This is a genomic window from Bradyrhizobium sp. SZCCHNRI2009 (assembly GCF_032485115.1).
GTDB lineage: Bacteria > Pseudomonadota > Alphaproteobacteria > Rhizobiales > Xanthobacteraceae > Bradyrhizobium.
Genome location: NZ_JAUEUH010000002.1, coordinates 737,444 through 761,178, shown reverse-complemented (window position 1 = coordinate 761,178; position 23,735 = coordinate 737,444). Strand labels below are relative to the sequence as shown.

General features: G+C 65.4%; 23 protein-coding genes. 1 reads left to right on the top strand and 22 read right to left on the bottom strand.

Annotation, left to right across the window (positions count from 1 at the left end; genetic code table 11):
* Positions 1-2 precede the first annotated feature (2 nt).
* The 22 genes from ureB to pdhA all read right to left on the bottom strand — a co-directional run bounded on the left by ureB (position 3) and on the right by pdhA (position 21,505).
* A complete protein-coding gene (gene ureB / locus QX041_RS11070; RefSeq protein ID WP_315711684.1) occupies positions 3-701 on the bottom strand; it encodes an urease subunit beta in 699 nt (232 codons plus the stop codon).
* Between the two features lie 16 nt (positions 702-717).
* Positions 718-1,395 (bottom strand): urease accessory protein UreF, encoded by a 678-nt coding sequence (locus tag QX041_RS11065; RefSeq protein WP_315711682.1) that lies wholly within the window; start codon positions 1,393-1,395, stop codon positions 718-720.
* Positions 1,388-1,837 (bottom strand): urease accessory protein UreE, encoded by a 450-nt coding sequence (gene ureE, locus QX041_RS11060; protein ID WP_315711680.1) that lies wholly within the window; start codon positions 1,835-1,837, stop codon positions 1,388-1,390. Before ureE ends, QX041_RS11065 begins: the two co-directional genes overlap by 8 nt.
* Positions 1,838-2,000: 163 nt before the next feature.
* On the bottom strand, positions 2,001-2,303 hold the full coding sequence (locus QX041_RS11055; RefSeq protein ID WP_257164995.1) for a putative quinol monooxygenase: 303 nt from the start codon (positions 2,301-2,303) through the stop codon (positions 2,001-2,003).
* Positions 2,303-3,817, bottom strand: coding sequence for an amidase (locus tag QX041_RS11050; protein ID WP_315827508.1), 1,515 nt, complete (start codon positions 3,815-3,817; stop codon positions 2,303-2,305). The genes QX041_RS11055 and QX041_RS11050 overlap by 1 nt, the downstream gene beginning before the upstream one ends.
* A gap of 86 nt (positions 3,818-3,903) precedes the next feature.
* On the bottom strand, positions 3,904-4,605 hold the full coding sequence (locus QX041_RS11045; RefSeq protein WP_315827507.1) for an ABC transporter ATP-binding protein: 702 nt from the start codon (positions 4,603-4,605) through the stop codon (positions 3,904-3,906).
* Complete coding sequence (locus QX041_RS11040; protein ID WP_315711676.1) at positions 4,602-5,330, bottom strand: ATP-binding cassette domain-containing protein; 729 nt, start codon at positions 5,328-5,330, stop codon at positions 4,602-4,604. The genes QX041_RS11045 and QX041_RS11040 overlap by 4 nt, the downstream gene beginning before the upstream one ends.
* A gap of 1 nt (position 5,331) precedes the next feature.
* Positions 5,332-6,387, bottom strand: coding sequence for a branched-chain amino acid ABC transporter permease (locus QX041_RS11035; protein ID WP_316165299.1), 1,056 nt, complete (start codon positions 6,385-6,387; stop codon positions 5,332-5,334).
* Positions 6,387-7,253 carry an ABC transporter permease subunit gene (locus QX041_RS11030; protein WP_316165298.1) on the bottom strand — a complete coding sequence of 289 codons (867 nt, stop codon included), beginning with the start codon at positions 7,251-7,253 and terminating at the stop codon, positions 6,387-6,389. The genes QX041_RS11035 and QX041_RS11030 overlap by 1 nt, the downstream gene beginning before the upstream one ends.
* A 65-nt stretch (positions 7,254-7,318) precedes the next feature.
* Positions 7,319-8,557: an ABC transporter substrate-binding protein gene (locus QX041_RS11025; RefSeq protein ID WP_316165296.1), complete on the bottom strand. Its 1,239-nt coding sequence runs from the start codon at positions 8,555-8,557 to the stop codon at positions 7,319-7,321.
* Positions 8,558-8,658: 101 nt separating this feature from the next.
* Positions 8,659-9,708 carry a substrate-binding domain-containing protein gene (locus QX041_RS11020; RefSeq protein WP_315827504.1) on the bottom strand — a complete coding sequence of 350 codons (1,050 nt, stop codon included), beginning with the start codon at positions 9,706-9,708 and terminating at the stop codon, positions 8,659-8,661.
* Positions 9,709-9,907: 199 nt separating this feature from the next.
* Positions 9,908-10,192 carry a GNAT family N-acetyltransferase gene (locus QX041_RS34380; protein WP_410051863.1) on the bottom strand — a complete coding sequence of 95 codons (285 nt, stop codon included), beginning with the start codon at positions 10,190-10,192 and terminating at the stop codon, positions 9,908-9,910.
* Between the two features lie 243 nt (positions 10,193-10,435).
* Positions 10,436-11,152, bottom strand: a complete 717-nt coding sequence (locus QX041_RS11010) for a tetratricopeptide repeat protein (RefSeq protein WP_409977886.1) — start codon at positions 11,150-11,152, stop codon at positions 10,436-10,438.
* 103 nt (positions 11,153-11,255) lie between these two features.
* Positions 11,256-12,980, bottom strand: coding sequence for a dihydroxy-acid dehydratase (gene ilvD, locus QX041_RS11005; RefSeq protein WP_315827502.1), 1,725 nt, complete (start codon positions 12,978-12,980; stop codon positions 11,256-11,258).
* Positions 12,981-13,216: 236 nt separating this feature from the next.
* The gene (locus tag QX041_RS11000; RefSeq protein ID WP_316165295.1) at positions 13,217-14,188 is read right to left on the bottom strand and encodes a tripartite tricarboxylate transporter substrate binding protein BugD; all 972 of its coding nucleotides are present in this window, start codon (positions 14,186-14,188) and stop codon (positions 13,217-13,219) included.
* A 90-nt stretch (positions 14,189-14,278) separates the two neighbouring features.
* Positions 14,279-15,520 (bottom strand): threonine synthase, encoded by a 1,242-nt coding sequence (locus QX041_RS10995; protein ID WP_316165294.1) that lies wholly within the window; start codon positions 15,518-15,520, stop codon positions 14,279-14,281.
* Positions 15,521-15,645: 125 nt separating this feature from the next.
* A complete protein-coding gene (lpdA, locus tag QX041_RS10990) occupies positions 15,646-17,067 on the bottom strand; it encodes a dihydrolipoyl dehydrogenase (RefSeq protein ID WP_316165293.1) in 1,422 nt (473 codons plus the stop codon).
* Positions 17,068-17,099: 32 nt separating this feature from the next.
* Positions 17,100-17,336, bottom strand: a complete 237-nt coding sequence (locus QX041_RS10985; RefSeq protein ID WP_210262323.1) for a hypothetical protein — start codon at positions 17,334-17,336, stop codon at positions 17,100-17,102.
* Between the two features lie 39 nt (positions 17,337-17,375).
* A complete protein-coding gene (locus tag QX041_RS10980) occupies positions 17,376-18,731 on the bottom strand; it encodes a pyruvate dehydrogenase complex dihydrolipoamide acetyltransferase (RefSeq protein WP_316165292.1) in 1,356 nt (451 codons plus the stop codon).
* Positions 18,732-18,733: 2 nt separating this feature from the next.
* Complete coding sequence (locus tag QX041_RS10975; protein ID WP_015666657.1) at positions 18,734-19,039, bottom strand: DUF5076 domain-containing protein; 306 nt, start codon at positions 19,037-19,039, stop codon at positions 18,734-18,736.
* A gap of 18 nt (positions 19,040-19,057) precedes the next feature.
* Positions 19,058-20,452 carry a pyruvate dehydrogenase complex E1 component subunit beta gene (locus QX041_RS10970; RefSeq protein ID WP_315827496.1) on the bottom strand — a complete coding sequence of 465 codons (1,395 nt, stop codon included), beginning with the start codon at positions 20,450-20,452 and terminating at the stop codon, positions 19,058-19,060.
* 30 nt (positions 20,453-20,482) lie between these two features.
* Complete coding sequence (gene pdhA, locus QX041_RS10965; RefSeq protein WP_315711659.1) at positions 20,483-21,505, bottom strand: pyruvate dehydrogenase (acetyl-transferring) E1 component subunit alpha; 1,023 nt, start codon at positions 21,503-21,505, stop codon at positions 20,483-20,485.
* A 480-nt stretch (positions 21,506-21,985) separates the two neighbouring features.
* Between pdhA and QX041_RS10960 the strand changes: the two genes are divergently transcribed.
* On the top strand, positions 21,986-23,665 hold the full coding sequence (locus QX041_RS10960; protein ID WP_316165291.1) for a methyl-accepting chemotaxis protein: 1,680 nt from the start codon (positions 21,986-21,988) through the stop codon (positions 23,663-23,665).
* Positions 23,666-23,735 lie beyond the last annotated feature (70 nt).

The following is a 23,735-nucleotide window of genomic DNA, read 5'->3' as shown; positions in this document are numbered from 1 at the left end:
GTTCAAGCTCCCAGATAGCCGCGCGACTGCGCGAGTTTCAGCCCGGTCTCGCGCGCGCCGGCCGCGTCGAGCGGGCCGTTGACGAGTCCGGCCTGGCCGCGCACGATGCGGTCGCCGGTGATCGGCACGAGGCGTACCGATTTGGTGACGCCCGGCTCGAAGCGGACGCCGAGTCCCGCCGGACGATCAATCTTCATGCCCCAGGCGGCGGCACGATCGAACAACAGTGCGCGGTTGACCTCGAAGAAATGGGTGTGGCTGCGCACCTGGATGTCCCGGTCGCCGGTGTTGACGACGTCGAGCGTGACCGCCGGCAGCTCAGTGAACATCGCGATGTCGTCGCCGCCCGCAATGATTTCGCCGGGCACGAACTCGTCACCCGCAGTGCCGTCGGCCGGCTGGATCGGCTCGAACAGCGCCATCACCTTGGTGCCCTCGGCAAACATCAGCTCGACATAGAGCATCGGGATCATCTGGGCGACGCCGGGCTCGACGTCGTCGGTCGTGAGCAGCCGTCCCGCCATGTCGCGGATCTCGGCATAGGGCAGATTGCGGCGCGCCGCGGTCATCACCTCGTCGGTGATGTAGGCCACCGCCTCCGGATGGCTGAGCCTGATGCCGAGCAAGCGGTTGCGCCGCGCCATCTGCGCGGCGTTGAAGATCACGAGACGATCCATCTCGGTCGGCGACAGGTTCATCATGGCGCGGCACCTCTGGTCAGGTCGTGAACATGCGCACGTGCCGCAGCGGACCGCGCGACACGGCGATGTCGATGAAGGGCGTGAAGCTCGACGGCATCGCGTCGTCGTCGGGTGTCTCGTCGAGCAGATCAGCGAGCCGTGCGCGGGCAAGCGCGAGGCTGCGCTGCGACTCGATGTGGCCGATCAGGCCGAGCCGCACGGCGGCGCTGACGAGGCCGGCGACGAGGGTCCAGCCGGAGACCAGTTCGGCCGCGTCGAGGCCAAGGCCGGCATCGCGGCCGGTGATGGCTTGTACCACCGGCAGATGTCCGAGCCGCGCATCGGCAGAAGCGCGGGCACGGTACGCCTGAGACAACGGACCGGCGAGCTTGACCCAGACGCCGAGCAGCGCCCTGCCCGCGCGCCGCGAGCCCTCGCGCATCTCGGCCGACGGCGTTGTCGCCTCGGCGAGGCGATCCACGGCGGCGATCGCGGCAATGTCGTCGGCGTGCCAGGCGCGGCGGAGCAGGATGCGATCCATGCTGGCCCAGCGCTGCGCGAGGTGATCGGCAATAACGCCGTCGAGGTCGGCGCGACCGGACAGCAGGCCGTCGGCCGCGAGGCCTTCGATGCCCCAGGAGAACGCAAAGCCGCCGGCGGGAAAGGCACTGTCGCCGAGCTGCAGCAGCGCGAGCGCCTCGCCGCGGTCAAACATGATCGCGCTCCACGACCTCGCCGGCATCGAGCAGCGGCTGGATGCGGGCGCGATAGGTGTCGAGCGGGGCATCGAGCAGCACGATCAGATGATCGTCTTCGAAGCGGACGCGCCAGTGCAGGTTGCCGGCGTGCCAGCCGAGCTTCAGCGCACAGGCCGGATCGCGCGCGCGCAGGTGCCAGACCTGCTCCTCACCGAAGCGGGCGATGATGGCGCGATCGGAATCGAGATGCAGCAGCGCGCCGTCGACGAGCTGTTCGTCGCGATCGAGGCTGACGGCGCAGTCGGTGCCGCGATCGGTGGTCAGCCGGAAGCGCCTGCGGCCGGCGTCCTCCGGCGGCACGAACAACAGCTCGATGCCGCCGCGATGCTCCAGCGCGTGGAGTTTTCCGGCATAAGCCCTGTCGTCGGCGCGTCCTATGATGCCGTGCAAACGGAGCATCGGCGTGATTTCCTCTCGTTGACGTCATCACTGTCATTCCGGGGCAGCCCGCCAGGGCTGAACCCGGATCTCGAGATTCTCAGGTGCGCAATTGCGCACCATAGTTCGATGCTGTCGCATCGCCCCGGAATGACTGTGGAGACGGTTGGTACCTCCCAGCGCACTACCGCAGCGTCGCCGACACCTCCTGCGACGTCACGAGAATGACCTCGCCGTCGAGGATCGGCTTGGCGATGCCGAAGAACGTCGCCACCGCGGCGGAGCCGTTGTGGCGGTCCATCGCGGCCTTGTCGGCGAAGCGCTCGTAGGTCGTGAACAGACCGGGCTCGGTCTCGCTCTGCGAGATGAAGAACCCGATCGTCTCCGGCTCGTTGGCCGCGACATGAGCCGCGACGGCGACGAGGGCGTCGCGCATCGTGGCCTCGTGTCCCGCCTTGGCCCTGATGACCGCGGTGATGGTGATCATCAGAAGGTCTTCCAGTCGCCGTCGGCCTCGAACGCCGCCGCCGCCTGGTAGATGGTGGATTCGGCGTAGTCCTTGCCGATCAGCATCAGGCCAACCGGCAGGCCGTCCGAGAGGCCGCACGGCAGGGTCATCGCCGGATGACCTGTCACGTCGAACGGGCTGGTCGTCGCGGTCATCTCGAAGGCGCGCTGCACCACCTCGGCGAGCGGCGCATCCTTGGCCGGGATCGGCGTGGCGACGCACGGCAGGGTCGGCATCAGCAGCAGGTCGTAGGAGCCGAACATGGCGTCATAGGCCGCCTTGGCCTGGAGCGCGATGTTGCGCGACTTGGCGTAGTAGCGGCCGCGATAGTGCTCGAGGCCCCACTGGCCGACCAGCATCGTCAGCTTCAACGTCACCGACAGATCGTCGGCGCGCGTGCGCCAGCCGGAATGCGCATCGAGCAGACCGACATCGTAAAGGCCCTTCCAGTTGAACCCCATGCCGTTGCCGAGCATCATCTGCACGAGGAAGCCTTCGAGCGTGATCGGATTCCACGCCGCCAGCGCATGCATGTGTTCGGGGATCGAGACTTCCGACACGCTCGCGCCCATCTTGGCGAAGCGCTCCGCGCCAGCCTTGACCTTGGCGACCACGCCCTCTTCCATGTTGGGCGCGCTGAAGCCTTCCTTGAGGACGCCGATCTTGAGACCCTTGACGCCCTTGCCGAGCGCCTCGGTGTAGGCCGAGACCTTCGGCGCATATTGCCGGGGATCGAGACCGTCGGCGCCGGCCAGCACTTCGAGCAGCAGCGCATTGTCAGCGACCGACTTGGTCATCGGTCCGGTGTGGTCGATCGTCGATTCGATCGGCATCACGCCGGTGTAAGGCACGAGGCCGTGGGTCGCCTTCATGCCGTAGATGCCGCAATAGGACGCTGGAATGCGGATCGAGCCGCCCTGGTCGCCGCCGATCGCCATGTCGACCTCGCCGGCCGCCACCAGCGCGGCGCTGCCCGACGACGAGCCGCCGGCCGAATAGCCCATCTTCCAGGGATTGTGCACCGGCGCGGGATCGGAGGTGTGACTGCCGCCGGACAGGCAGAAGTGCTCGCAGACGGCCTTGCCGACGATGGTGCCGCCGGCATCGAGAATGCGGGAGACGATGGTGGCGTCGGCGGCGGGAATGAAACCTTCGAGCGTGGTCGAGCCGTTCATCATGGGAACGCCGGCGAGCGCGACGTTGTCCTTCAGCACGACGCTCCGGCCGGCGAGCTTGCCGCTGGACGCGCCCTTCACCTCGGTCTTGATCGCCCAGGCGTTGTACTTGTTCTCCTTCGGCGGCGGCTTGGCGCCCGGCGTGCGCGGATATTTGACAGGCGGCAGCGGGTTCGGCAGCTCGTCGATGATATCGTACTGGTCGAACATGCCGCCCATCAGCGACAGATATTCGGCGGCCTCCTCCACCGTCATGTTCATGTGCAGGCTGGCGGCGAGATCGGCGACTTCCTCGGCATTCGGGCGTTTGATGGACATGAGTCATCCTTTCTTGTGAGGACAAGCTGGGCAGAGACAGCAGATTGTCAGTTCAATGGGCCGGCGCAGCTGCGCCGGTACGGGCTCTAGCTCGGGACCATCTGACCTTCCCGGGCCAGGAGAGTCTCACGGTCGAGTTCCTCGGTGATACGCCCCTTCTGGATGTGCAGGATGCGGTCCGATAACGACGTGATGAATTCGAGGTTCTGCTCGACCACGATCAAAGACATCTTCCAGCGCGACTTCAACGCCAGCAGCGTCTCGATGATCTCCTCGATGATCGACGGCTGGATGCCTTCGGTCGGTTCGTCCAACAGGATCAGCTTCGGCTTGGTGCACAGGCAGCGTGCCAGCGCCAGCAATTGCTGCTCGCCGCCGGACAGCGCGCCGCCGCGGCGGTCGAGCAGGCGGACCAGCCGCGGAAAATCCTGCAGCACAGCATCGATGACGCTACGGTCCTCCTTGGGAGCCGCGGCGAGCCCCATGCGCAGATTTTCCATGACCGAAAGGTCCGGAAAGATCTCCCGGCCCTGCGGCACCAGACCGATGCCGAGCCGCGAGCGCTCGTGCGGCTTGAGATGCGTGATGGCTCGGCCTGCGAACACCACCGAGCCGTCGGTGGTTGGCAGATGCCCCATCAGCGTGCGCAACGCCGTGGTCTTGCCCATGCCGTTATGGCCGAGGATGCCGAGATATTCGCCGTCGGCGACCGTCAGGTCCACGCCGAACAGGATCGGGATCCGGCCATAGCCGGACTTGAGCCCGTTGACTTCGAGAAGCGCACTCATGCCGCCACCTTCTTGCCGAGATAGACGTCGCGGACGCGCTGGTCGGCGAGCACCTTGTCCACGGTGTCCTCGACCAGCACGCGGCCCTGGTGGAACACCGTCACGCGCTTGGCGATCTGCTTGATGAACTCCATGTCGTGCTCGACGACCACGATCGCACGGGTCTGGTTGATCTCGCGGATGATCGCAGCGGTGTGGAAGGTCTCCTCGTCGGTCATCCCCGCGGCGGGCTCGTCGAGCAGGATCAGCTCGGGCTCGGCGGCGAGCACCATGCCGATCTCGACCCATTGGCGCTGGCCGTGCGACAGCGTCGCGACGATGCTGTCGGCGTAGTCGGTCAGCCGGATCATCTCGAGCACGGCATTGACCGCCGGGCCCTGCTGGCGCGGGGTCGCCTTGCGGCGCACCGCCATCCAGATGTTCTCGCGCACCGAGAGGCCGTTGAATACGTTCGGGACCTGGGTCTTGATGCCGATGCCCATGCGCGCGATCTCGTGCGACAGCTTGCCGGCGATCGGCATGCCGCGGAACGCGATGCTGCCCGACGTTGGCACCAGTTGTCCCGTCAGCGTCTTGAAGAACGTGCTCTTGCCGGCGCCGTTCGGGCCGATCAGGCAGCGCAACTCCATCTCCTGCAGGGTGAAGGTGATGTCGTCATTGGCGACGACGCCGCCGAAGCGCATCGTCAGGTGCTCGGCCTTGAGCAGAGGAACGAGGTCCGCCATGTCATTCGGCTCCTGCAGGATGCGGCGCCGCAGCGGATTGCACCGGTGGACCATTGGCTTTCGGCTTGGAGGCCGGCATCAGCCGCATCACGAGATCGCGGGCGGTCGGCACCATGCCCTTCGGCAGCAGCAGCACGAAGATCACCAGCACGCCGCCGAGCACGAGGTTGGAGTTCAACAGCTGCTGCGAGCCGATATAGGCGACGATGTATTCGATGACGACGCAGCCGATGATCGGCCCCAACAAGGTGCCGAGCCCGCCGACCGTGATCCAGATGATGATCTCCGCCGACAGCGACAGGCTGAAGATGGTCGGACTGACGAAGGCGCCCCAGTTGACGTAGAGCGCGCCGGCAAGCCCAGCGATCGCACCGCCGAGGATGAAGGTCAGGCACTTCACCAGCCGCGGGTCGTAGCCGAGCAGCGAGGCCCGTACCTCGTTCTCGCGCACCGCGACGATGATGCGCCCGGCCGGCAACGCCAGCAGCAGACGCAGCAGCAGGAACACGCCGAGCAGCACATAGGCCGTGGTCCACCACGACTGCTCCGGCGACAGCACGGTCGACGGATCGAACGGCATGTTGAAGGTCGGCACCGCCGGCATGCCGTTGAAGCCGCCGAGCAGCGCCTTGCCGATCCTGTACGGATCGCCCGAGGTCGAGTTGACCGAGTTGAACAGGATCAGCGTGACCGTGAGCGTGATGACGCCGAGATAGACGTCGGAGATGCGGCCGAAGAAGATGAAATAGCCGAGGATCGCCGCGAACGTCGCCGGGACCGCGATGGCCACCAGGATCGCAGGCGTCGAGTCCTGGAAATTGATGGCCGCGATCGCATAGGCATAGCCGCCGAGCCCGAAGAACGCGGTCTGCCCGAACGACAGGATGCCGCCGAAGCCCCAGATGAAGGCGAGGCTGAGCGCCAGCACCGCCATTGCAGCGAACAGCGTCAGCTGCATCAGCGCGAACAGCTCGATCACGCTCGGCACGATCGCAATCGCTGCGATGGCAAGGACGATCGCGCCCACCTGGCCGGAAAGACGGAGGTGCTTGTCCATCACAGGTTCCCCTTGAAGAAGCGCCCGGAGATGCCCTGCGGCAGCAAGCGGATCAGCACGATCGCGGTGGTGAAGACGATCACCTCGCCATAGACCGGCGTGGTGAAATAGGCGCCGATCTGGTTGACCGAGCCGAACAGGCTCGCGGCCGAGAGCGTGCCGGAGAGGATTGCGGCGCCGCCGCCGACCACGGTCATGAACGCCTTGGCGACGTAGGCGCCGCCCATCACGGGGGTGATGCCGGAGACCGGCGCCAGCAGGCCCCCGGCGAGGCCGGTCACGGCCGCACCGAGCGCGAAGGTGCTCATGTAGACCCGGGCCGGGTTGACGCCGAGCGTGGCCGCCATCGCCGGGTTCTGCATCGTCGCCCGGGCGACCAGGCCGAAGCGGGTGTAGCGCATCACGCCATAGATGAGCGCCATCATGACCGCCGCCATCAATGCGAGGAACAACGTGTAATAGCTCGACTGATATGAGCCGATCGAGAAGCCGCCGAGCGGCGTCGGCACGCCCTGCTGGGTATTGCCGTAGATCGTCGTGATGATCCCGATGATCAGGAGGCTGAGGCCCCAGGTCGCAAGCATCGAATCGACGAGACGGCCATAGAGGAAGCGGATCAGGCAGCGCTCGATCACGAGCCCCACGATGCCGACGAACAGCGGCGCGATGATCAGCATCGCGATCCAGATGTTCACACCGGCATTGGCGGAGATGACGGTCGCATAGGCGCCGAGCATGATGAATTCGCCATGGGCGAGATTGATGATCTTCATCATGCCGAAGATGATCGCCAGTCCCAGGCAGAGCAGGAACAGCGACGAGATTCCATTGAGGACGTCGAGCGCGAGGATGACGTAGATCGCCATGCGTCAGGTCTTTCAGGGCAGTCCAGGGACACCGGGCCCCGCCGGATGGCGGGACCCGGCAGGCGTCAGAGATTGATGATGTACTGCTTGGTGTCGGTGGGGTTCTTGACGAGATCGCAGACGCTCGCGGTGTCGGCAGGCTTGGCGTCGGTGTAGGTTTCCAGCACCGACCATTTGCGATCCTTGACCTCGGCCAGGAACGCGTTGCGGACCGTGTGATGGGTCGGCTTGTCGAGCGAGACCTTGCCGCTGGGGCCGTCGAAGACGAGGCCGCTTTCGAGCGCCTCGATCACCTTCATGCGGTCGATGCTGCCGGCCTTCTTGACGCCCTCGGCCCACAGCATCACGCCTTCATAGGTGCACGAGGCGAGCTCGCTGATGTAAGGCGAATCCGGATGCGCCTTCTTGATCTTCTCGACGAAGCTCTTGGAGGCCGGCGTGGTCAGCTCCTCGAAATAGCCGTAGGCGCCGATGACCCCATCGCTTTCCGCCGCGTCCAGCGTCGAGGGCTCGTTGACGAGCCCAAAGGTGGTCGAGGCGATCGGGATCTTCGATTTCATGCCGGCGGCGGTCCACTGCCGGTAGAATGCGGTGTGGTTGCCGCCGACCAGCGCCGACAGGATGAGGTCGGGCTTGGCCGCCTGGATCTTCGAGATGGTGGAGCCGAAATTGGTGACGTCGAGCGGGAAGAAGTCGGTCGAGAGGATCTCGCCACCATTGTCCTTGCAGTACTTGGTCATCCACTTCGCGGTGATCTGACCGTAATTGTAGTCGGCCGCGATGATGTAGGCCTTCTTGCCCGCCTTCTTCATCGCGCTCGGCACCAGCTTCTCCACCGTCTGCGCCGGCGTGGTGCCGGTGCAGAAGGTGTTGCGGTCGCAGACGCCGCCTTCGTACAGCGTGTTGTAGAAATACAGCACCTTGAAGCGGTCGAAGGTCGGCCGGATCGCCTCGCGCGAGGCCGAAGTGATGCCGCCGTGGACGACGTCGACCTTGTCCTTCACCGCCAGCTGCTGGGCGTATTGCGAGTACAGCTGGATGTTGGACTGGGTGTCGTAGTGGATCACCTTCAAGGGACGTCCGAGCAGGCCGCCGGCGGCGTTGATCTCCTCGACGGCCAGCTGCAGCGCATAGACCATCGGCGTGCCGGAGGTGCCGATCGGGCCCGACTGGTCATGCAGGCTGCCGACGGTGATCGGGTTCTCGGCCGCGAGCGCGCCTGAGCGGAACACCGCAGGTGCCGCGATCAAGGTCGACGTCGCGATGGCCGAGCGTTGCAGAAAACGACGGCGGGAAAAAGTCATCAGGGGTCCCCATCGGTTGGTGATGCTGTTGCACAAGTCGCGCAAAGTTTAAAATTACAATATTTGAAAAGGCAAGTGTTTTTTGGGGCGCACCTTGCGCGTCAGCGCGAGGCGACGACCGCGAAGTCGTAGCCGTCCAGCTCGGCGAGGTGGATCGGGTGCCGGCCGCCAACCACCGGCTGCGCCTCCGTGCCGCGCGCGGTGCGCCGCTGCAGCGTGCGCCCGAAGAAGCGCCTGAGAACGCGCGCATCGAAGCTCTCGGCGCGCTCGATCAGCGCGGCGAGCGCGTGAATGCCCTCGTAGCAGGACTCGCCATAGCCGTTCGCGGGCGGCGGGTTGTCGCCGAACGCCGTGTAGTAACGCTCCAGGAAGGCGCCGTTGTTGCGCGAGCGCAGCGATGCAAAGTAGCTGGAGGCGACGAAGACGTTCTCGGTCTCGCTGCTGTCGAGTCCATAGACGATGGTCTCGTCGAAGGCCGAGGAGAAGCGCAGAACGTGGCGGCTGAGCCCGGCGGCGCAGAAGGCGCGGCTGAAGGCGATGCAGTCGAAGCCGAGAAAGACCGGGAGAACGACATCGCTGCGCGTGGTCTTGATACGATCGAGCATCTCGTCGAAATCATGCACGCCGACCGGCACGTAGTGCTCTCCGGTGACGACGCCGCCGTATCGCGCGATCAGGCGCTTGGCGATGTCGAGCGAGGAACGCGGCCAGATGTAGTCGTTGCCGCACAGGAAGAACCGCCGGGCGTGCTTGCACTCCGAGAGCCATTGGATCGCGGGTGCCAGCAATTCGCCGGCGGTCTCTCCCGTGGTCATCACATCGCTGTTCGCCGGCAGGCCCTCGAACTGGGGCGTGTAGACGAACGGCACGCGGCCGCGCGCGGCTTGCGCGACAGGATCGCGCGCATAGCTCGGCAGCATGCCGACGAGGCCGTCGACGGCGAACTCGTCGACCGCTTCGACCGCGGCCCGACCCGCGCTGGCGGCGGTTGCGCCGGCGTCGATGACGATCAGCTCGACCTGTCGGCGGCGGATGCCGGCGGCCTGGTTCAGCTCGGTCACGGCCAGCCGCCCACAGGCTTCCGCGGAGGGTGCCCACAACCCCGCCGAGCCGCGCTGAGGAATGATCAGGCCGATCCGAACGCTGTGCAAACGTGCCGCCTCTGCTGTTGCAGAGGATTTGCACTCACGAATCGTGCCAAGCGCGTTTTGGCGTCATCGCGGTCGTTCGTGTACCAAAGTTCGCCGATTTTGGTTCTGGAACCTGATGCTGGTCAGAACATCGGCGCGCGGACGCCTATTCGTTAGGCATCCGCTGCCATGGCCTCGATGTGCCGCCGCGACCCGCGACTCACCGCACGGGACCGAGGGTTTTGCGCATCGGATAGGAGGCCGCGGTGCCGAACTTGCCGGCGGGCACGCCGACATCGACGTAGCCGCGGGCGAGATAGAATCGATGCGCGGTCTCGGTGCTCAACAAGGCGATCTCCCTTGCACCAAGCGCGACCGCCCGCCGCTCCAGCTCGGCCACCAGCGCCGAGCTGATGCCGCGAAACCGGGCTTGCTTGCGGCGACACGTAGTTGACCGTGATCTCGCCGGGATGCGCGAGCCCGCCGACCGCGAGAATCGCACCATCCTCGACCGCGACCAGCAGTGAGCGCCCCTGCCCGTCCGCCCACTGCGCCACGTTCTGCGGTGTCTTGTTGGCCAGCCAGCGCGCCAGGATCTGCGGGTCGCCGCGGTGGTCGTCCCTGCACAATTCGGAAATCGAGGCCCGCAACACGGCGCAGGCCGCCTCGGCATCGTCAGCCGTCGCATCGCGGATGATCATCGCAGCCCCTCTCTCGAACGGAGGGAACGCGATGCATTCCGCTCCTGCTACTCGCGCTTGCCCTGCACCCAGCTCTCGAGCATCTGCAGCGCCGAGGCGCGGTCATCGTCCGAGGCCTTGGCGAAGGCGCGGTTGTAGCTCTCCTTGATCCAGGCTTCGTCCGGACCGGCGCTGTCGCGCGCCAGCGTGAGCCACATCAGTCCGCGCGCCGGCTGGCGCGGCAACCGGTCGCCGTTGAACAGCATCTGACCAAGCAGCGCCTGGGCCTGGTGCTGGCCCTTCTGCGCGGCGAGGCCGAGCCAGCGCGCACCATAACGGAAGTCGTCGCGCGAGGCATCCGCGGTCTTCAGGTACATCCGCGCCAGGTCGTACTGGGCGTCCGCATTGCCGAAGTAGGACGCCGCATAGGAGAACATCTCCCGCGCGCGATCCGGATCGGCCTTGACCTTCGTGTTGGGGATGCCGCTCAGGTAATAGCGGCCGAGCGCGACGAAGGCATTGGCGACGATCTGCGCCTGCGGCGCCGACGGGCTGTCCTCCGCATGCGCATTGGCGATGCGGCTGAAATAGTCGAAGGCGCGCATGTCGTCGCGCGCAACGCCATCGCCCGCCGCATACATGCGGCCGAGCTTGAACTGCGCAATCGGGTGGCCTTCCTCCGCCGCGTATTGCAGCGCCGTCAGGGACTGCGTGGGTGAGGTCGAGGACGTCGTCGCGGGCAGCGCCTTGCGCAGCGCGCCGGCGCCAGCCTGCTGTCCAGCCACGGGAATCGCCGGCTCCTGGTTGACCGGAGCGCCATCGAACGCGAACGATGGCGTCGGCAACGCGAGCGGGGCAACCCCCAGCATCAATGCGAAAAGGATCCGATCAGATGTCCGCATAGCAATACTTCTCTTGCGCACCACCTGGATGGGTCACGGCGCCCGCCACGGCCGGCCCCACCTGCTGGGCATATTTCCAAAGTGCACCTGACGTGTGATGCGTCTCACGCGGCGTCCACTTGGTCTTGCGTGTCGCCAGCTCGGCATCGCTCAACTTCACGTTAAGGATGCCCGCCTCGGCGTCGATCTCGATGATGTCGCCATCCTCGACCAGCGCGATCGGCCCGCCGACCGCCGCCTCCGGTCCGATATGGCCGATGCAGAAGCCCCGGGTCGCGCCCGAGAACCGGCCGTCGGTGATCAGCGCGATCTTGCCGCCCATGCCCTGCCCTGTCAGCGCCGCCGTGGTCTGCAGCATTTCCCGCATGCCCGGACCGCCGCGCGGCCCCTCGTAGCGAATGACGATCACGTCGCCTTCGCGATAGGTGCGCTTCTGGACGGCGTCAAAGGCGTCCTCTTCCCGATCGAAGCAGCGGGCCGGCCCAGAGAATTTCAAGTTCGACATGCCCGCGACTTTCACGATCGCGCCCTCTGGCGCGAGATTGCCTTTCAGACCGACGACACCCCCGGTTGCAGTGATCGGCTTGTCAGCCGGCATCACCACGTCCTGGTGCGGATTCCACTTCACGCCTTTGAGGTTTTCGGCGATCGTCCGGCCGGTGACTGTGAGGCAGTCGCCGTTCAAATAGCCATGGTCGAGCAACGTCTTCATCAAGAGCGGAATGCCACCAGCCTCGAACATGTCTTTGGCGACATAGCGGCCACCCGGCTTCAAATCCGCGATATAAGGTGTCTTTTTGAAGATTTCGGCGACGTCGAATAAGTCGAACTTGATGCCGGCCTCGTGTGCAATCGCAGGTAGATGCAGCGCAGCATTGGTCGACCCGCCGGACGCCGCCACAACCGCAGCGGCATTCTCCAGGGATTTTCGCGTGACGATGTCGCGCGGGCGGATATTGGCGGCGATCAGCTCCATGACCTGTTCGCCGGCGGTCATGCAGAAGGCATCGCGGATTTCGTAAGGCGCCGGGGCCCCGGCCGAATAAGGCAGCGCCAGCCCGATCGCCTCGGACACCGTCGCCATCGTGTTGGCCGTGAACTGGGCGCCGCAGGCGCCAGCCGACGGACAGGCGACGCGCTCGAGCTCGTCGAGGTCGTCGTCCGACATGGCGCCCACCGAATGCTTGCCGACAGCCTCGAACATGTCCTGCACGGTGACCTGCTGGCCGCGGAAATTGCCGGGCAGGATCGAGCCGCCATAGATGAAGATCGAGGGCACGTTGAGCCGGACCATCGCCATCATCATGCCCGGCAGCGATTTGTCGCAGCCGGCGAGGCCGACGAGCGCATCGTAGGAATGGCCGCGAATCGTCAGCTCCACGGAATCGGCGATCGCCTCGCGCGACGGCAGCGACGAGCGCATGCCGTCATGGCCCATCGCGATGCCGTCGGTCACGGTGATGGTGCAGAATTCGCGCGGCGTGCCGCCGGCGTGCGCCACGCCCTTCTTCACCGCCTGAGCCTGCCGCATCAGCGCGATGTTGCAGGGCGCAGCCTCGTTCCAGCACGAGGCGACGCCGACGAAGGGCTGATGGATCTGCGCCGTGGTGAGGCCCATGGCGTAGAGGTAGGACCGATGCGGCGCACGCTCGGGCCCTTCCGTCACATGACGGCTGGGCAGCCTGCGCTTGATGTCGGTCTTCGCGTCCATCGCTGTTTTGGCCTCCCGGTGCCGCGGAGAACGCTCAAAATCCGGCAAGTGGATTTTCGGCAGCCTCACACGCACTGGTTATGTTCTGATCAAAGTATTTCACGACCAGGTGTGGCTAAAAAGCGGCGCGTTTGCGGAGCGCCGGAGATTGTTACCAAAACTTCGTAAACTGTGGCGACGTCGCAACATTCGTGGCCGATGCGCAACCATGTGCGATTGGGCGTGGCAGGGTGAACCTACTCCGGCACCACCCCGGCGGCGCGGATCATCGGCCACCATTTGCGGATCTCGGCGCGTTGCAGGGTTCCAAGCGCGGCGGGGCCCCGTTGGTCGGCCGCGGGCATCTGCAACCCCAGGTTTTTCAATTGATTTTTCACATCCGGCTCGTCCAGCGCAGCCACCGCCGCAGCATTGAGGGTGTCGACGATCTCCTTGCTGGCGCCCTTCGGCAGCCAGAGGCCCGACCACAGGGTCATGTGGAAGCCCGGCAGGCCGGCCTCGTCGGTGGTCGGAATCTCCGGCGCGGACTCGAGCCGCTTGGCGTCGGTGACGGCGTAGGCGCGGATCGTGCCGGCACGAACCTGGTTGATGGCGTTGGAGGTCTGGTCGACGATCAGATCGATCTGGCCGGCGACCAGATCGTTCATCGCCGGTCCCGTGCCGCGATACGGCACATATTGCAGCTTGAGGCCGGTGACCTGCTCGAAATAGAGCCCCGCGATGTGGCTGCCGGAGCCATTGCCCGCGGTGCCGGCCGACACGGGGTTCGGCTGCGACTTCACCCAGGCGAGAAACTCCGGCAGCGACTTCGCCGGGATATTGTTCCTGCTGACGATGATCATCGGATTGCTCGGCAGCAGCACCACCGGCTCGAGATCGGCTTCGAGGTCATAGCCGAGCCGGTAGACGGCGCCGTTGGCGACATGGGTGCCGAGATGGCCGAAGCTCACGGTGTAGCCGTCGGGCTTCGAGCGGACGGCACGGCCCACGCCGATCGAACCGCCCGCCCCTGTCACGTTCTCGATCAGAACGGGCTGGCCGAGCGTCTGTCTCATGTGCTCGGCGAGGATGCGCATCATCGCATCCGATGGGCCGCCGGCAGCGAATGGCACGATCACGGTGATCGCGCGCGAGGGATAATTGTCGGCGCGCGCCGGCTGCATCAGCGCAAGACACACCAACAGCACGGCGCAAAGAGCTCGTCGCATCACGTCCTCCCTTGTGTCGCACGCACCGGCGGCAGACGCGAATGCGTCTGCGCCGGAGCATGTGCCCGAGGCCGCGGTGCTGGTTGTTAGTTAGAACTGCCCGAAGTCGATCGGCTGGTGACGATCGAGCGTGCGGGTGACCGGCGGCAGCGGATATTTAAGTCCTGTCGCGCAATTGAACAGCATGACGCGATCGTTTTTCGTTACGCGCCCGTCGGCCAGGCTCTGCTTGTAGGCGGCATAGGTCGCCGCGCCTTCCGGGCACAACAGCAGCCCCTCCTCGCGCGCGACTTCGCTGAGCGCAGATGAAATCTTCTCATCATCGACCGCAATGGCGAAACCTTTGCTCTCGCGCACCGCGCGCAGGATGAGAAAATCACCCACCGCCTGAGGCACGCGGATGCCGGACGCGATGGTGTGGGCGTCTTCCCACCGGGTCGCATGCTCGACGCCCTGCTCGAAGGCCCGCACCATCGGCGCGCAGCCCGAGGCCTGCACCGCGACCATGCGCGGACGCTTTGCGCCGATGAAGCCGATCTTCTCCAGTTCGTCGAACGCCTTCCACATGCCGATCAGGCCAGTGCCGCCGCCGGTCGGATAGAAGATCACGTCGGGCACGTCCCAGCCGAGCTGCTCGGCAAGCTCCAGGCCCATCGTCTTCTTGCCCTCGATGCGATACGGCTCCTTCAGGGTCGAGGTATCGAACCAGCCGACCTTGGCCTTGCCCTCGCCGACGATCTTGCCGCAATCGTCGATCAGTCCGTTGACGCGGTAGACGGTCGCGCCCTGCAGCTCGATCTCGCTGACATTCACCTCCGGCGTATCGGCCGGACAGAAGATCGTGGTCTTGATGCCGCAGGAGGTCGCATAGGCCGCGAGCGCAGCACCGGCATTGCCGTTGGTCGGCATCGCCATGTGCTTGATGCCGAGCGCCTTGCCCATCGACACCGCCATCACGAGGCCGCGCGCCTTGAACGAGCCGGTCGGCAGCCGGCCCTCATCCTTGACGATGATCTCGCCGCCGCCGAGCTTCTTCGACAGCTTGGGCAGGCTGATCAGCGGTGTCATGACTTCGCCGAGGCTGACGATGTCCTGGCATTTGCGCACCGGCAGCAGTTCGCGATAGCGCCACATGTCGGCCGGACGCTGCGCCAGCGCGTCCTTCGTGAGCGCCCGCTTCACGCCTGCGAGATCGTAGCGCACCAGCAGCGGCTTGCCGGCCTTGGAGAGGTTGTGGACCTGATCCGCCGGATAGTGATCGCCTTCCATCGCGCATTCGAGATGGGTGACGAAGGTCGGACGTTCGATGGTGAGATTGTCGCTGGATTTCACGGCAGTGACTTTCTGGCTGCTGTCGTCATTGCCGGGCTTGACCCGGCAATCCATCCGCTTCGCAGAGTTTCCCGAAGCGCGATGGATGCGCGGGTCAAGCCCGCGCATGACGAGCGGGGACGGAGCTACATGTTCAGCACGCGGCCGTAGGCGTCGAGCACGGCTTCCTTCATCATCTCCGACAGGGTCGGATGCGGGAACACCGTGTGCATCAGCTCTTCTTCCGTCGTTTCGAGATTCATCGCCACGACATAGCCCTGGATCAGCTCGGTGACCTCGGCGCCGACCATGTGGGCGCCGATCAGCTGGCCCGTCTTCTTGTCGAAGATGACCTTGACCAGGCCCTGGTCCTCGCCGAGCGCGATCGCCTTGCCGTTGCCGACGAAGGGGAAGCGGCCGACCCGGATGTCGCGGCCCTGCTCCTTGGCCTTGGCCTCGGTGAGGCCGACGGAGGCGACCTGCGGATGGCAGTAGGTGCAGCCCGGAATGAGGTTCTTGTCCATCGCGTGCGGATGCAGGCCCTTGATCGCCTCGATGCAGACCACGCCCTCATGCTCGGCCTTGTGCGCCAGCATCGGGGGACCGGCGACGTCACCGATGGCGTAGATGCCGGGCACGTTGGTCTTGCCGTAGCCGTCGATGACGATGCAGCCACGATCGGTCTTCACCCCGAGCTTCTCCAGCCCGAGATTCTCGATGTTGCCGACCACGCCGACGGCCGAGATCACGCGATCGAACTCGACCGCCTCGATCTTGCCCTTGCCGTCGTCGATCGTGGCGACCACGCTGTCGCTCTTCTTGTCGAGCTTGGTGACCTTGGCCCCGGTCATGATCTTGAGGCCCTGCTTCTCCAGCTGCTTGCGCGCGAGGCCGGCGATCTCGGCGTCCTCGACGGGCAGGATCTGCGGCAGCACCTCGACCACGGTGACCTCGGAGCCCATCGTGCGGAAGAACGAGGCGAATTCGATGCCGATCGCGCCAGAGCCGACCACCAACAGCGACTTCGGCATCTTGTCAGGAACCATCGCCTCGAAATAGGTCCAGACCAGCTTCTTGTCCGGCTCGAGCCCCGGCAGCACGCGCGGCCGCGCGCCGGTGGCAACGATGATGTGCTTCGCCTGATAGGTCCCCTCACCCAGCGCGCCCTTGGGCGCTTCGACGTCGGACTTGGTCACCGTGATCTTGCCGGGCGCGTCGATCGCAGCCTTGCCCCAGATCACCTGGACCTTATTCTTCTTCATCAGGAAGCCGACGCCGTCGTTCAGCCGCTTCGAGACGCCGCGCGAGCGCGCCACCACCGCCTTTGGATCGTAGGAGATCTTCTCGGCAGACAGCCCGTAGTCCTTTGCGTGCTGCATGTAGTGATAGATCTCGGCCGAGCGCAGCAGCGCCTTGGTCGGGATGCAGCCCCAGTTCAGGCAGATGCCGCCGAGGTAGGACTTCTCGATGATCGCGGTCTTGAAGCCGAGCTGGGCGGCGCGGATCGCGGCGACGTAGCCGCCCGGGCCGGACCCGATGATGATGATGTCGAAGGATGTGTCGGCCATGACGGCTCCCATTCAACTTAAGCAGTCGGAAATCAGACGGTGGGGCTGCGGACGGAGCGTCGCCAGATCATGGCTCGCATGACGGCTTCCAGGAGCATCAGCAGGGTGCAGATAGCGAATCCGGCGAGCGCGATTGGCGCCCAGATGCCGCGCGACAGCGCCTCGCCGGAGAAGAAGGCAGAATGGATGACGTCGATCCCGAGCGGATTGGCGAACAGCGCGGCGCTCACCAGCGCCGTGATCCAGGGCCATCGCGTTCTGATGCGCATGCGTTGGCCCCGTTTGCCATCCCGCTCCGGAAAGCAAGATCACACCATCATCATCACGGGATTCTCGATCAGCTGCTTGAAGGCGCCGATCAGCTCGGCGCCGAGCGCGCCGTCGATCGCGCGGTGATCGCACGACAGGGTCACGCTCATCATGCTCGCGATCTCGATCTTGCCGTTGCGCACCACGGGGCGTTCTTCCGAGGTGCCAACCGCGAGGATCGTCGCATGCGGCGGATTGATCACGGCGGTGAAGTGGTTGATGCCGTACATGCCGAGGTTGGAGACGGCCGTGGTGCCGCCCTGATATTCCTCCGGCTTCAGCTTGCGCGAGCGGGCGCGCGCGGCAAAGTCCTTCATCTCGCTGGAGATCGCCGATAGCGTCTTGGTCTCGGCCTTGCGGATGATCGGCGTGATCAGTCCGCCGGGCATTGCGACGGCGACACCGACGTCGGAATGCTTGTGCTTGACCATGCCGCCTTCGGTCCAGCTGACGTTGCAGTTCGGGATCTTCTGCAGCGCCACCGCCATCGCCTTGATGACGAAATCGTTCACGCTGAGCTTGTAGAGCGGCTTCTTCTCCTTGTCCTTGGGAGCCGCCGCATTGATCTCCTCGCGCGCAGCCAGGAGCTTGCCGATGTCGCAGTCGATCGTGAGATAGAAGTGCGGGACGTTCTGCACCGACGCCGTCAGGCGCTGCGCGATGGTGCGGCGCATGCCGTCGTGCGGGATGACCTCGTAGGAGCCGGGCTCGAACAGCGCCAGGATCTGCTTGTCCGACATCGACGGCGCCAGCGCCGGCGCGCCTGCCGCGGCGGGAGCCGCCGACGGCGCGGCCTTCAGGCCCTTGCCGGACTTCGCCTCTTCCACGTCACGCGCGACGACGCGACCATGCGGGCCGGTGCCGGTGATGCGGCCGAGATCGATGCCGGCATCCTTGGCGAGACGGCGCGCCAATGGCGACGAGAAGATGCGCGCATGGCCGTTGACCTGAGGGGGCCCCGCAGGCGCGGCTGGCGCAGGAGCCGTAGCCGGCTTCGGCGCGGGCGCCGCGGCCGGTGCAGCTGTCGCAGCGGGAGCCGCCGAGGCGATGGGCTTGGCCTCGGGCTTGGGAGCGGCCGCCGCCGGCGCGCTGCCGGCCGCCTTGACGTCCTCGCCCTCGCCGGCGAGCACCGCGATCACGTCGTTCACGGGCACGTCCTGCGTGCCTTCCGGCACAAGGATCTTGGCGAGGGTGCCTTCGTCGACCGCCTCGACTTCCATCGTGGCCTTGTCGGTCTCGATCTCGGCGATGACCTCGCCTGACTTGACCTGGTCGCCTTCCTTCTTGAGCCAACGGGCGAGGTTGCCCTTCTCCATCGTCGGCGACAGCGCGGGCATGAGAATGTTGATCGGCATGATCAGTGACCTTGTTTCGACCTGGGGCTGGTGGTGCCCGTATCGGTCGGCCGAGCCAGCTCGGCTTCGAACATCTCGACGATGCGCTGCAGCGCCTCGTCTTCGGAATAATCGCTCTCGCGCGCATAGGCGCGCGCAGCATGACGGGCGACGTCGACCAGGAGCAGCCCCCACACGTCGGGCTCCTCGAAGGCGCGCTGGAAGGCGATCGAGAGCCCGCCATCGAGCACGAAGGCGCGCAACACTTCGGTGGCGTCCTCGCGGCCGATCACATCGGGCGGCAGCGGCTGCTCCTTGGGTCCGGCCATCTGGGCGTCCTCGACGGCTTACCGGTAGCAGACGGATTTGGCGGCCTGAACGACCTCCGCGGCCGAGGGCAGCGCGAGCTTCTCGAGATTCGCCGCATACGGCATCGGCACGTCCTTGCCGGACACGCGCGCGACTGGGGCATCGAGATAGTCGAAGGCGTGCTCCATGATGCGCGCGGCGATCTCGGCGCCGACGCCGCTCTGCTGCCAGCCCTCCTCCACCGTCACCGCGCGGCCGGTCTTCTTGACCGAGGCGACGATGGTCTCGGTGTCCATCGGACGCAGCGTGCGCAGGTCGATCACCTCGGCCTCGATGCCCTCCTTGGCAAGCTCATCGGCGGCCTTCAGCGCGTAGGTCATGCCGTTCGACCACGAGATGATGGTGACGTCCTTGCCGCTGCGGGCGATGCGCGCCTTGCCGATCGGGATCACATAGTCGTCGAGCTTCGGCACTTCGCCGGAGTGGCCGTAGAGCACCTCGTTCTCGAGAAAGATCACCGGGTTCGGATCGCGGATCGCGGCCTTCAGCAGGCCCTTGGCGTCCGCCGCGGAGTACGGCGCGATCACCTTGAGGCCGGGAACGTGAGAGTACCAGGACGCGTAGTCCTGGCTATGCTGCGCGGCAACGCGGGCGGCGGCGCCGTTCGGACCACGGAACACGATCGAGCAGCCCATCTGGCCACCGGACATATAGAGTGTCTTCGCCGCGGAGTTGATGATCTGGTCCATCGCCTGCATGGCGAAGTTGAAGGTCATGAACTCGACGATCGGCTTCAGGCCGGCCATCGCCGCACCGACGCCGATGCCGGCGAAGCCGTGCTCGGTGATCGGCGTGTCCATCACGCGGCGGGCGCCGAACTCCTGCAGCAGGCCCTGGGTGACCTTGTAGGCGCCCTGATATTCGGCGACCTCCTCGCCCATGATGAAGACGTCGCCGTCTCGGCGCATCTCCTCGGCCATGGCGTCGCGCAGCGCCTCGCGGATGGTTTGCGTCACCATCTCGGTGCCCGCTGGCACCTCGGGATCGGGCTCGGCCACGCTCTGCGGCGCAGCCACGCCGGTCGGCGCAGGCGATGCCGACACCGAAGCAGCCGGCTCGGCCGGCGGCGCCGACTGCGCGGCTTTCATCTCGGCAGCGGGTGCCGCCTTGCCGAGATCGGCCACGCTCTCGCCATCCGCGAGGATGGTCGCAATCGGCGTATTGACCGCGACGTCGGCGGTGCCTTCGGGGATCAGGATCTTGCCGAGCGTGCCCTCGTCGGTCGCCTCGACCTCCATCGTGGCCTTGTCGGTCTCGATCTCGGCGATCACGTCACCCGACTTGATCGCCTCACCTTCCTTCTTCAGCCATTTGGCGAGATTGCCCTTTTCCATCGTGGGCGACAGCGCAGGCATCAAAACTTGAATAGGCATATCAGCTCCAGAGAAACAGCTTGCGCGCGCTCAGCGGTAAACGTCGGTGTAGAGCTCGGCGACATCGGGCTCGGGATCGGCCTGCGCGAAATCGGCGGCCTCGTTGACGATCTTGCGCACGTCGGCATCGATCGTCTTGAGATCCTGCTCGCTGACCTTGGCCGCCAGCAGGCGGTTGCGCACCTGCTCGATCGGATCCTGGTCGTGACGGACCTTCTCCACCTCCTCGCGGGTGCGATACTTCGCCGGGTCCGACATCGAGTGGCCGCGATAGCGGTAGGTCTGCATTTCCAGAATGTACGGGCCCTTGCCCTCGCGGCACCAGGCAACGGCCTTCTCGCCCGCAGCCTTCACGGCGCGGACGTCCATGCCGTCGACCTGCTCGCCCGGGATGTTGAAGGAGATGCCGCGCTTGGAGAAGTCGGTCTGCGCCGAGGCGCGCGACACCGCCGTGCCCATCGCATAGCGGTTGTTCTCGATGACGTAGATCACCGGCAGCTTCCAGAGCTCCGCCATGTTGAAGCTCTCATAGACCTGCCCCTGGTTGGCCGCGCCATCGCCGAAATAGGCGACGCTGACCGAGTCGTTGCCGCGGTAGCGGTTGGCGAGCGCAAGGCCGGTGCCGAGCGAGACCTGGGCGCCGACGATGCCGTGGCCGCCGAAGAAGTTCTTCTCCATGCTGAACATGTGCATGGAGCCGCCCTTGCCCTTGGAGTATCCACCGCGGCGCCCGGTGAGCTCGGCCATCACGCCCTTGGCGTCCATGCCGGTGGCCAGCATGTGGCCATGATCACGATAGCCGGTGATGACCTGATCGCCCGGCTTCAGCGCCATCTGCATGCCGACCACGACGGCTTCCTGGCCGATGTAAAGATGGCAGAAGCCGCCGATCGCACCCATGCCATAAAGCTGACCGGCCTTTTCCTCAAAGCGGCGGATCAGCAGCATGTCGCGAAGCGCAGCCAATTCCTGTTCTCTGGTGAATTCCGGCGGCGGGCCGTTGTCTCTGTCCTGCCCTTGTTCCTTTGCGGCGGTCTTCTTCGGTGCGGCCATGGCAATTCCGGATGAGAGAAAAAGTAGCTCTCTCTAGCTCAACTCCAGGAGACGTAAAAGGACCGCGTGGCGCGTCCGAAGGCTTTGGCGTGCCGCGCTGCAATGCACACGAAATATTGCAAATACAATTCCACCATTTTTGGAATCCGACCGCAGGCCGCTACAAAAAAGAGCAGCCATCTCAGCGGATGGGACGCGTGAGGCCAAGCCGGCGACGCCCTCGACGACACCCTCATCGTTGGGATCTCGACGACGCCGACAGCGACCAAAAAACCCGACATATCGAACATCGGCATAACGGATATTCCGACCGAGCAGCGGCAGGGGGTCTCCGTGTTCCTACGGGCCTTCGAATCAATCAATTCTAAACCTTCCGCAGCGCACAATTTTTCCGAATTCATCAACGAAATCAAACAACTCAACGAAAATCCCTGGCTGCCTGGACTGTCCGGCTGCCTGGGCCCTCTGACAGGAACGAACATGGTTCTCACCATCCCTCGCCGCTTTGCGGTTCTGGTCGCGTTATCCATCGGCGTCTGTATCGTCGCCGTGGTCAGCCAGCTGCTGGCCACCCGAACAGCCCTGGTCGAAGAGCGTAAGGCTGCAGTCGTCGGACAGGTGCAATCTGCCGTGTCGATCGTGAAGGGCTTTGCCGATGCGGCGGCGAAGGGGGCCCTGACCGCGGACGAGGCGCAGAACCGCGCCAAGGCCGTGCTCCGCGGCATTCGGTTCGGCAAGAACGACTACATCTTCGTCTACCAGCCGGACGGCGTGAACCTCGTGCTTGGCCCGAAGCCGGATTGGGAGGGCAAGGGTCTGCTCAACGAAAAGGACGCCAATGGTCTGCCCTTCGTACGCGAGTTGATCGCGGCTTCGACCCAGCCTGGTGGCGGCTTCGTCAGCTATATGTTCGCGCGCGCCGGCAGCAGCGTCCCGGTGGCGAAGCTCGGCTACACCATGAAGGCCGATCCGTGGAACTGGGTTGTGGGCACAGGCGTGTATGTCGACGATCTCGACGAGGCGTTCTACGCCTCCGTCAAGGTGACGCTGATGTGGGCCGTCGGACTGATCGCCCTGCTGTGCGTTGCGACCCTGATGATCGCGCGCGGCCTGGTCCGGCCGCTGCAAGCGATCACCCGGACGATGACCGAGCTTGCGAACGGGAATCTCGCTGTGCAGATCCCGAACTCGGAACGGCGCGACGAGGTCGGCGAGATGGCCCGTGCCGTCGAGGTGTTCAAGGTCAATGCCGTCGCCCGCCAGCGGCTCGAGGCCGAGCAGAACGAGCTGGAGGCACGCCAGGCCGAGCAGCGCAAGATCGATACGATGCGCCTTGCGAACGATTTCGAGACAGCGGTCGGCCAGATCATCGAGACGGTGTCGTCGGCAGCGACCGATCTGGAGTCATCGGCCCAGTCGCTCAGCGCAACGGCCGAGCGCTCGAAGGGTCTTGCCACCGTCGTAGCCGGCGCCTCAGGCGCCGCCTCCAACAACGTCCAGTCGGTCGCCGCCGCCACCGAGGAAATGTCCTCCTCCGTGAACGAGATCAGCCGACAGGTGCAGCAGTCTTCGGCGATCGCCAGTGAAGCCGTTGAGCAGGCCCGCAAGACCAATGAACGCGTGGGCGAATTGTCGCAAGCGGCGGCTCGCATCGGCGACGTGGTGGAGCTCATCAACACCATCGCCGGCCAGACCAACCTGCTGGCCTTGAACGCCACCATCGAGGCGGCGCGGGCGGGTGAAGCTGGCCGCGGCTTCGCCGTTGTCGCCTCGGAGGTCAAGGCGCTCGCCGAGCAGACTGCCAAGGCGACGGGAGAGATCAGCCAGCAGATTGGCGCCATCCAGACCGCCACTCAGCATTCGGTGACCGCCATCAAGGAAATCGGCGACACGATCGGCCGGATGTCGGAAATCGCCGCCACCATCGCAGCCGCTGTCGAAGAACAGGGCGCCGCAACCCAGGAAATCTCGCGCAACATCCAGCAAGCCGCCAGCGGTACGAAAGAGGTCTCCGCGAATGTTGCCGACGTCCAGCGCGAAGCGACCGAGACGGGGACGGCTTCGTCCCAGGTGCTCAACGCTGTGCAGTCACTGTCCCAGGACAGCAACCGCCTGAAGGCCGAGGTCCACAAGTTCCTCGCCACCGTGCGGACCGCATAAGGGGCAGCCCATCAGCGATCGTCGAAGGCCCGCGCGCAGCGCGGGTCTTCCTCGTCATGGGCTTGTCGTG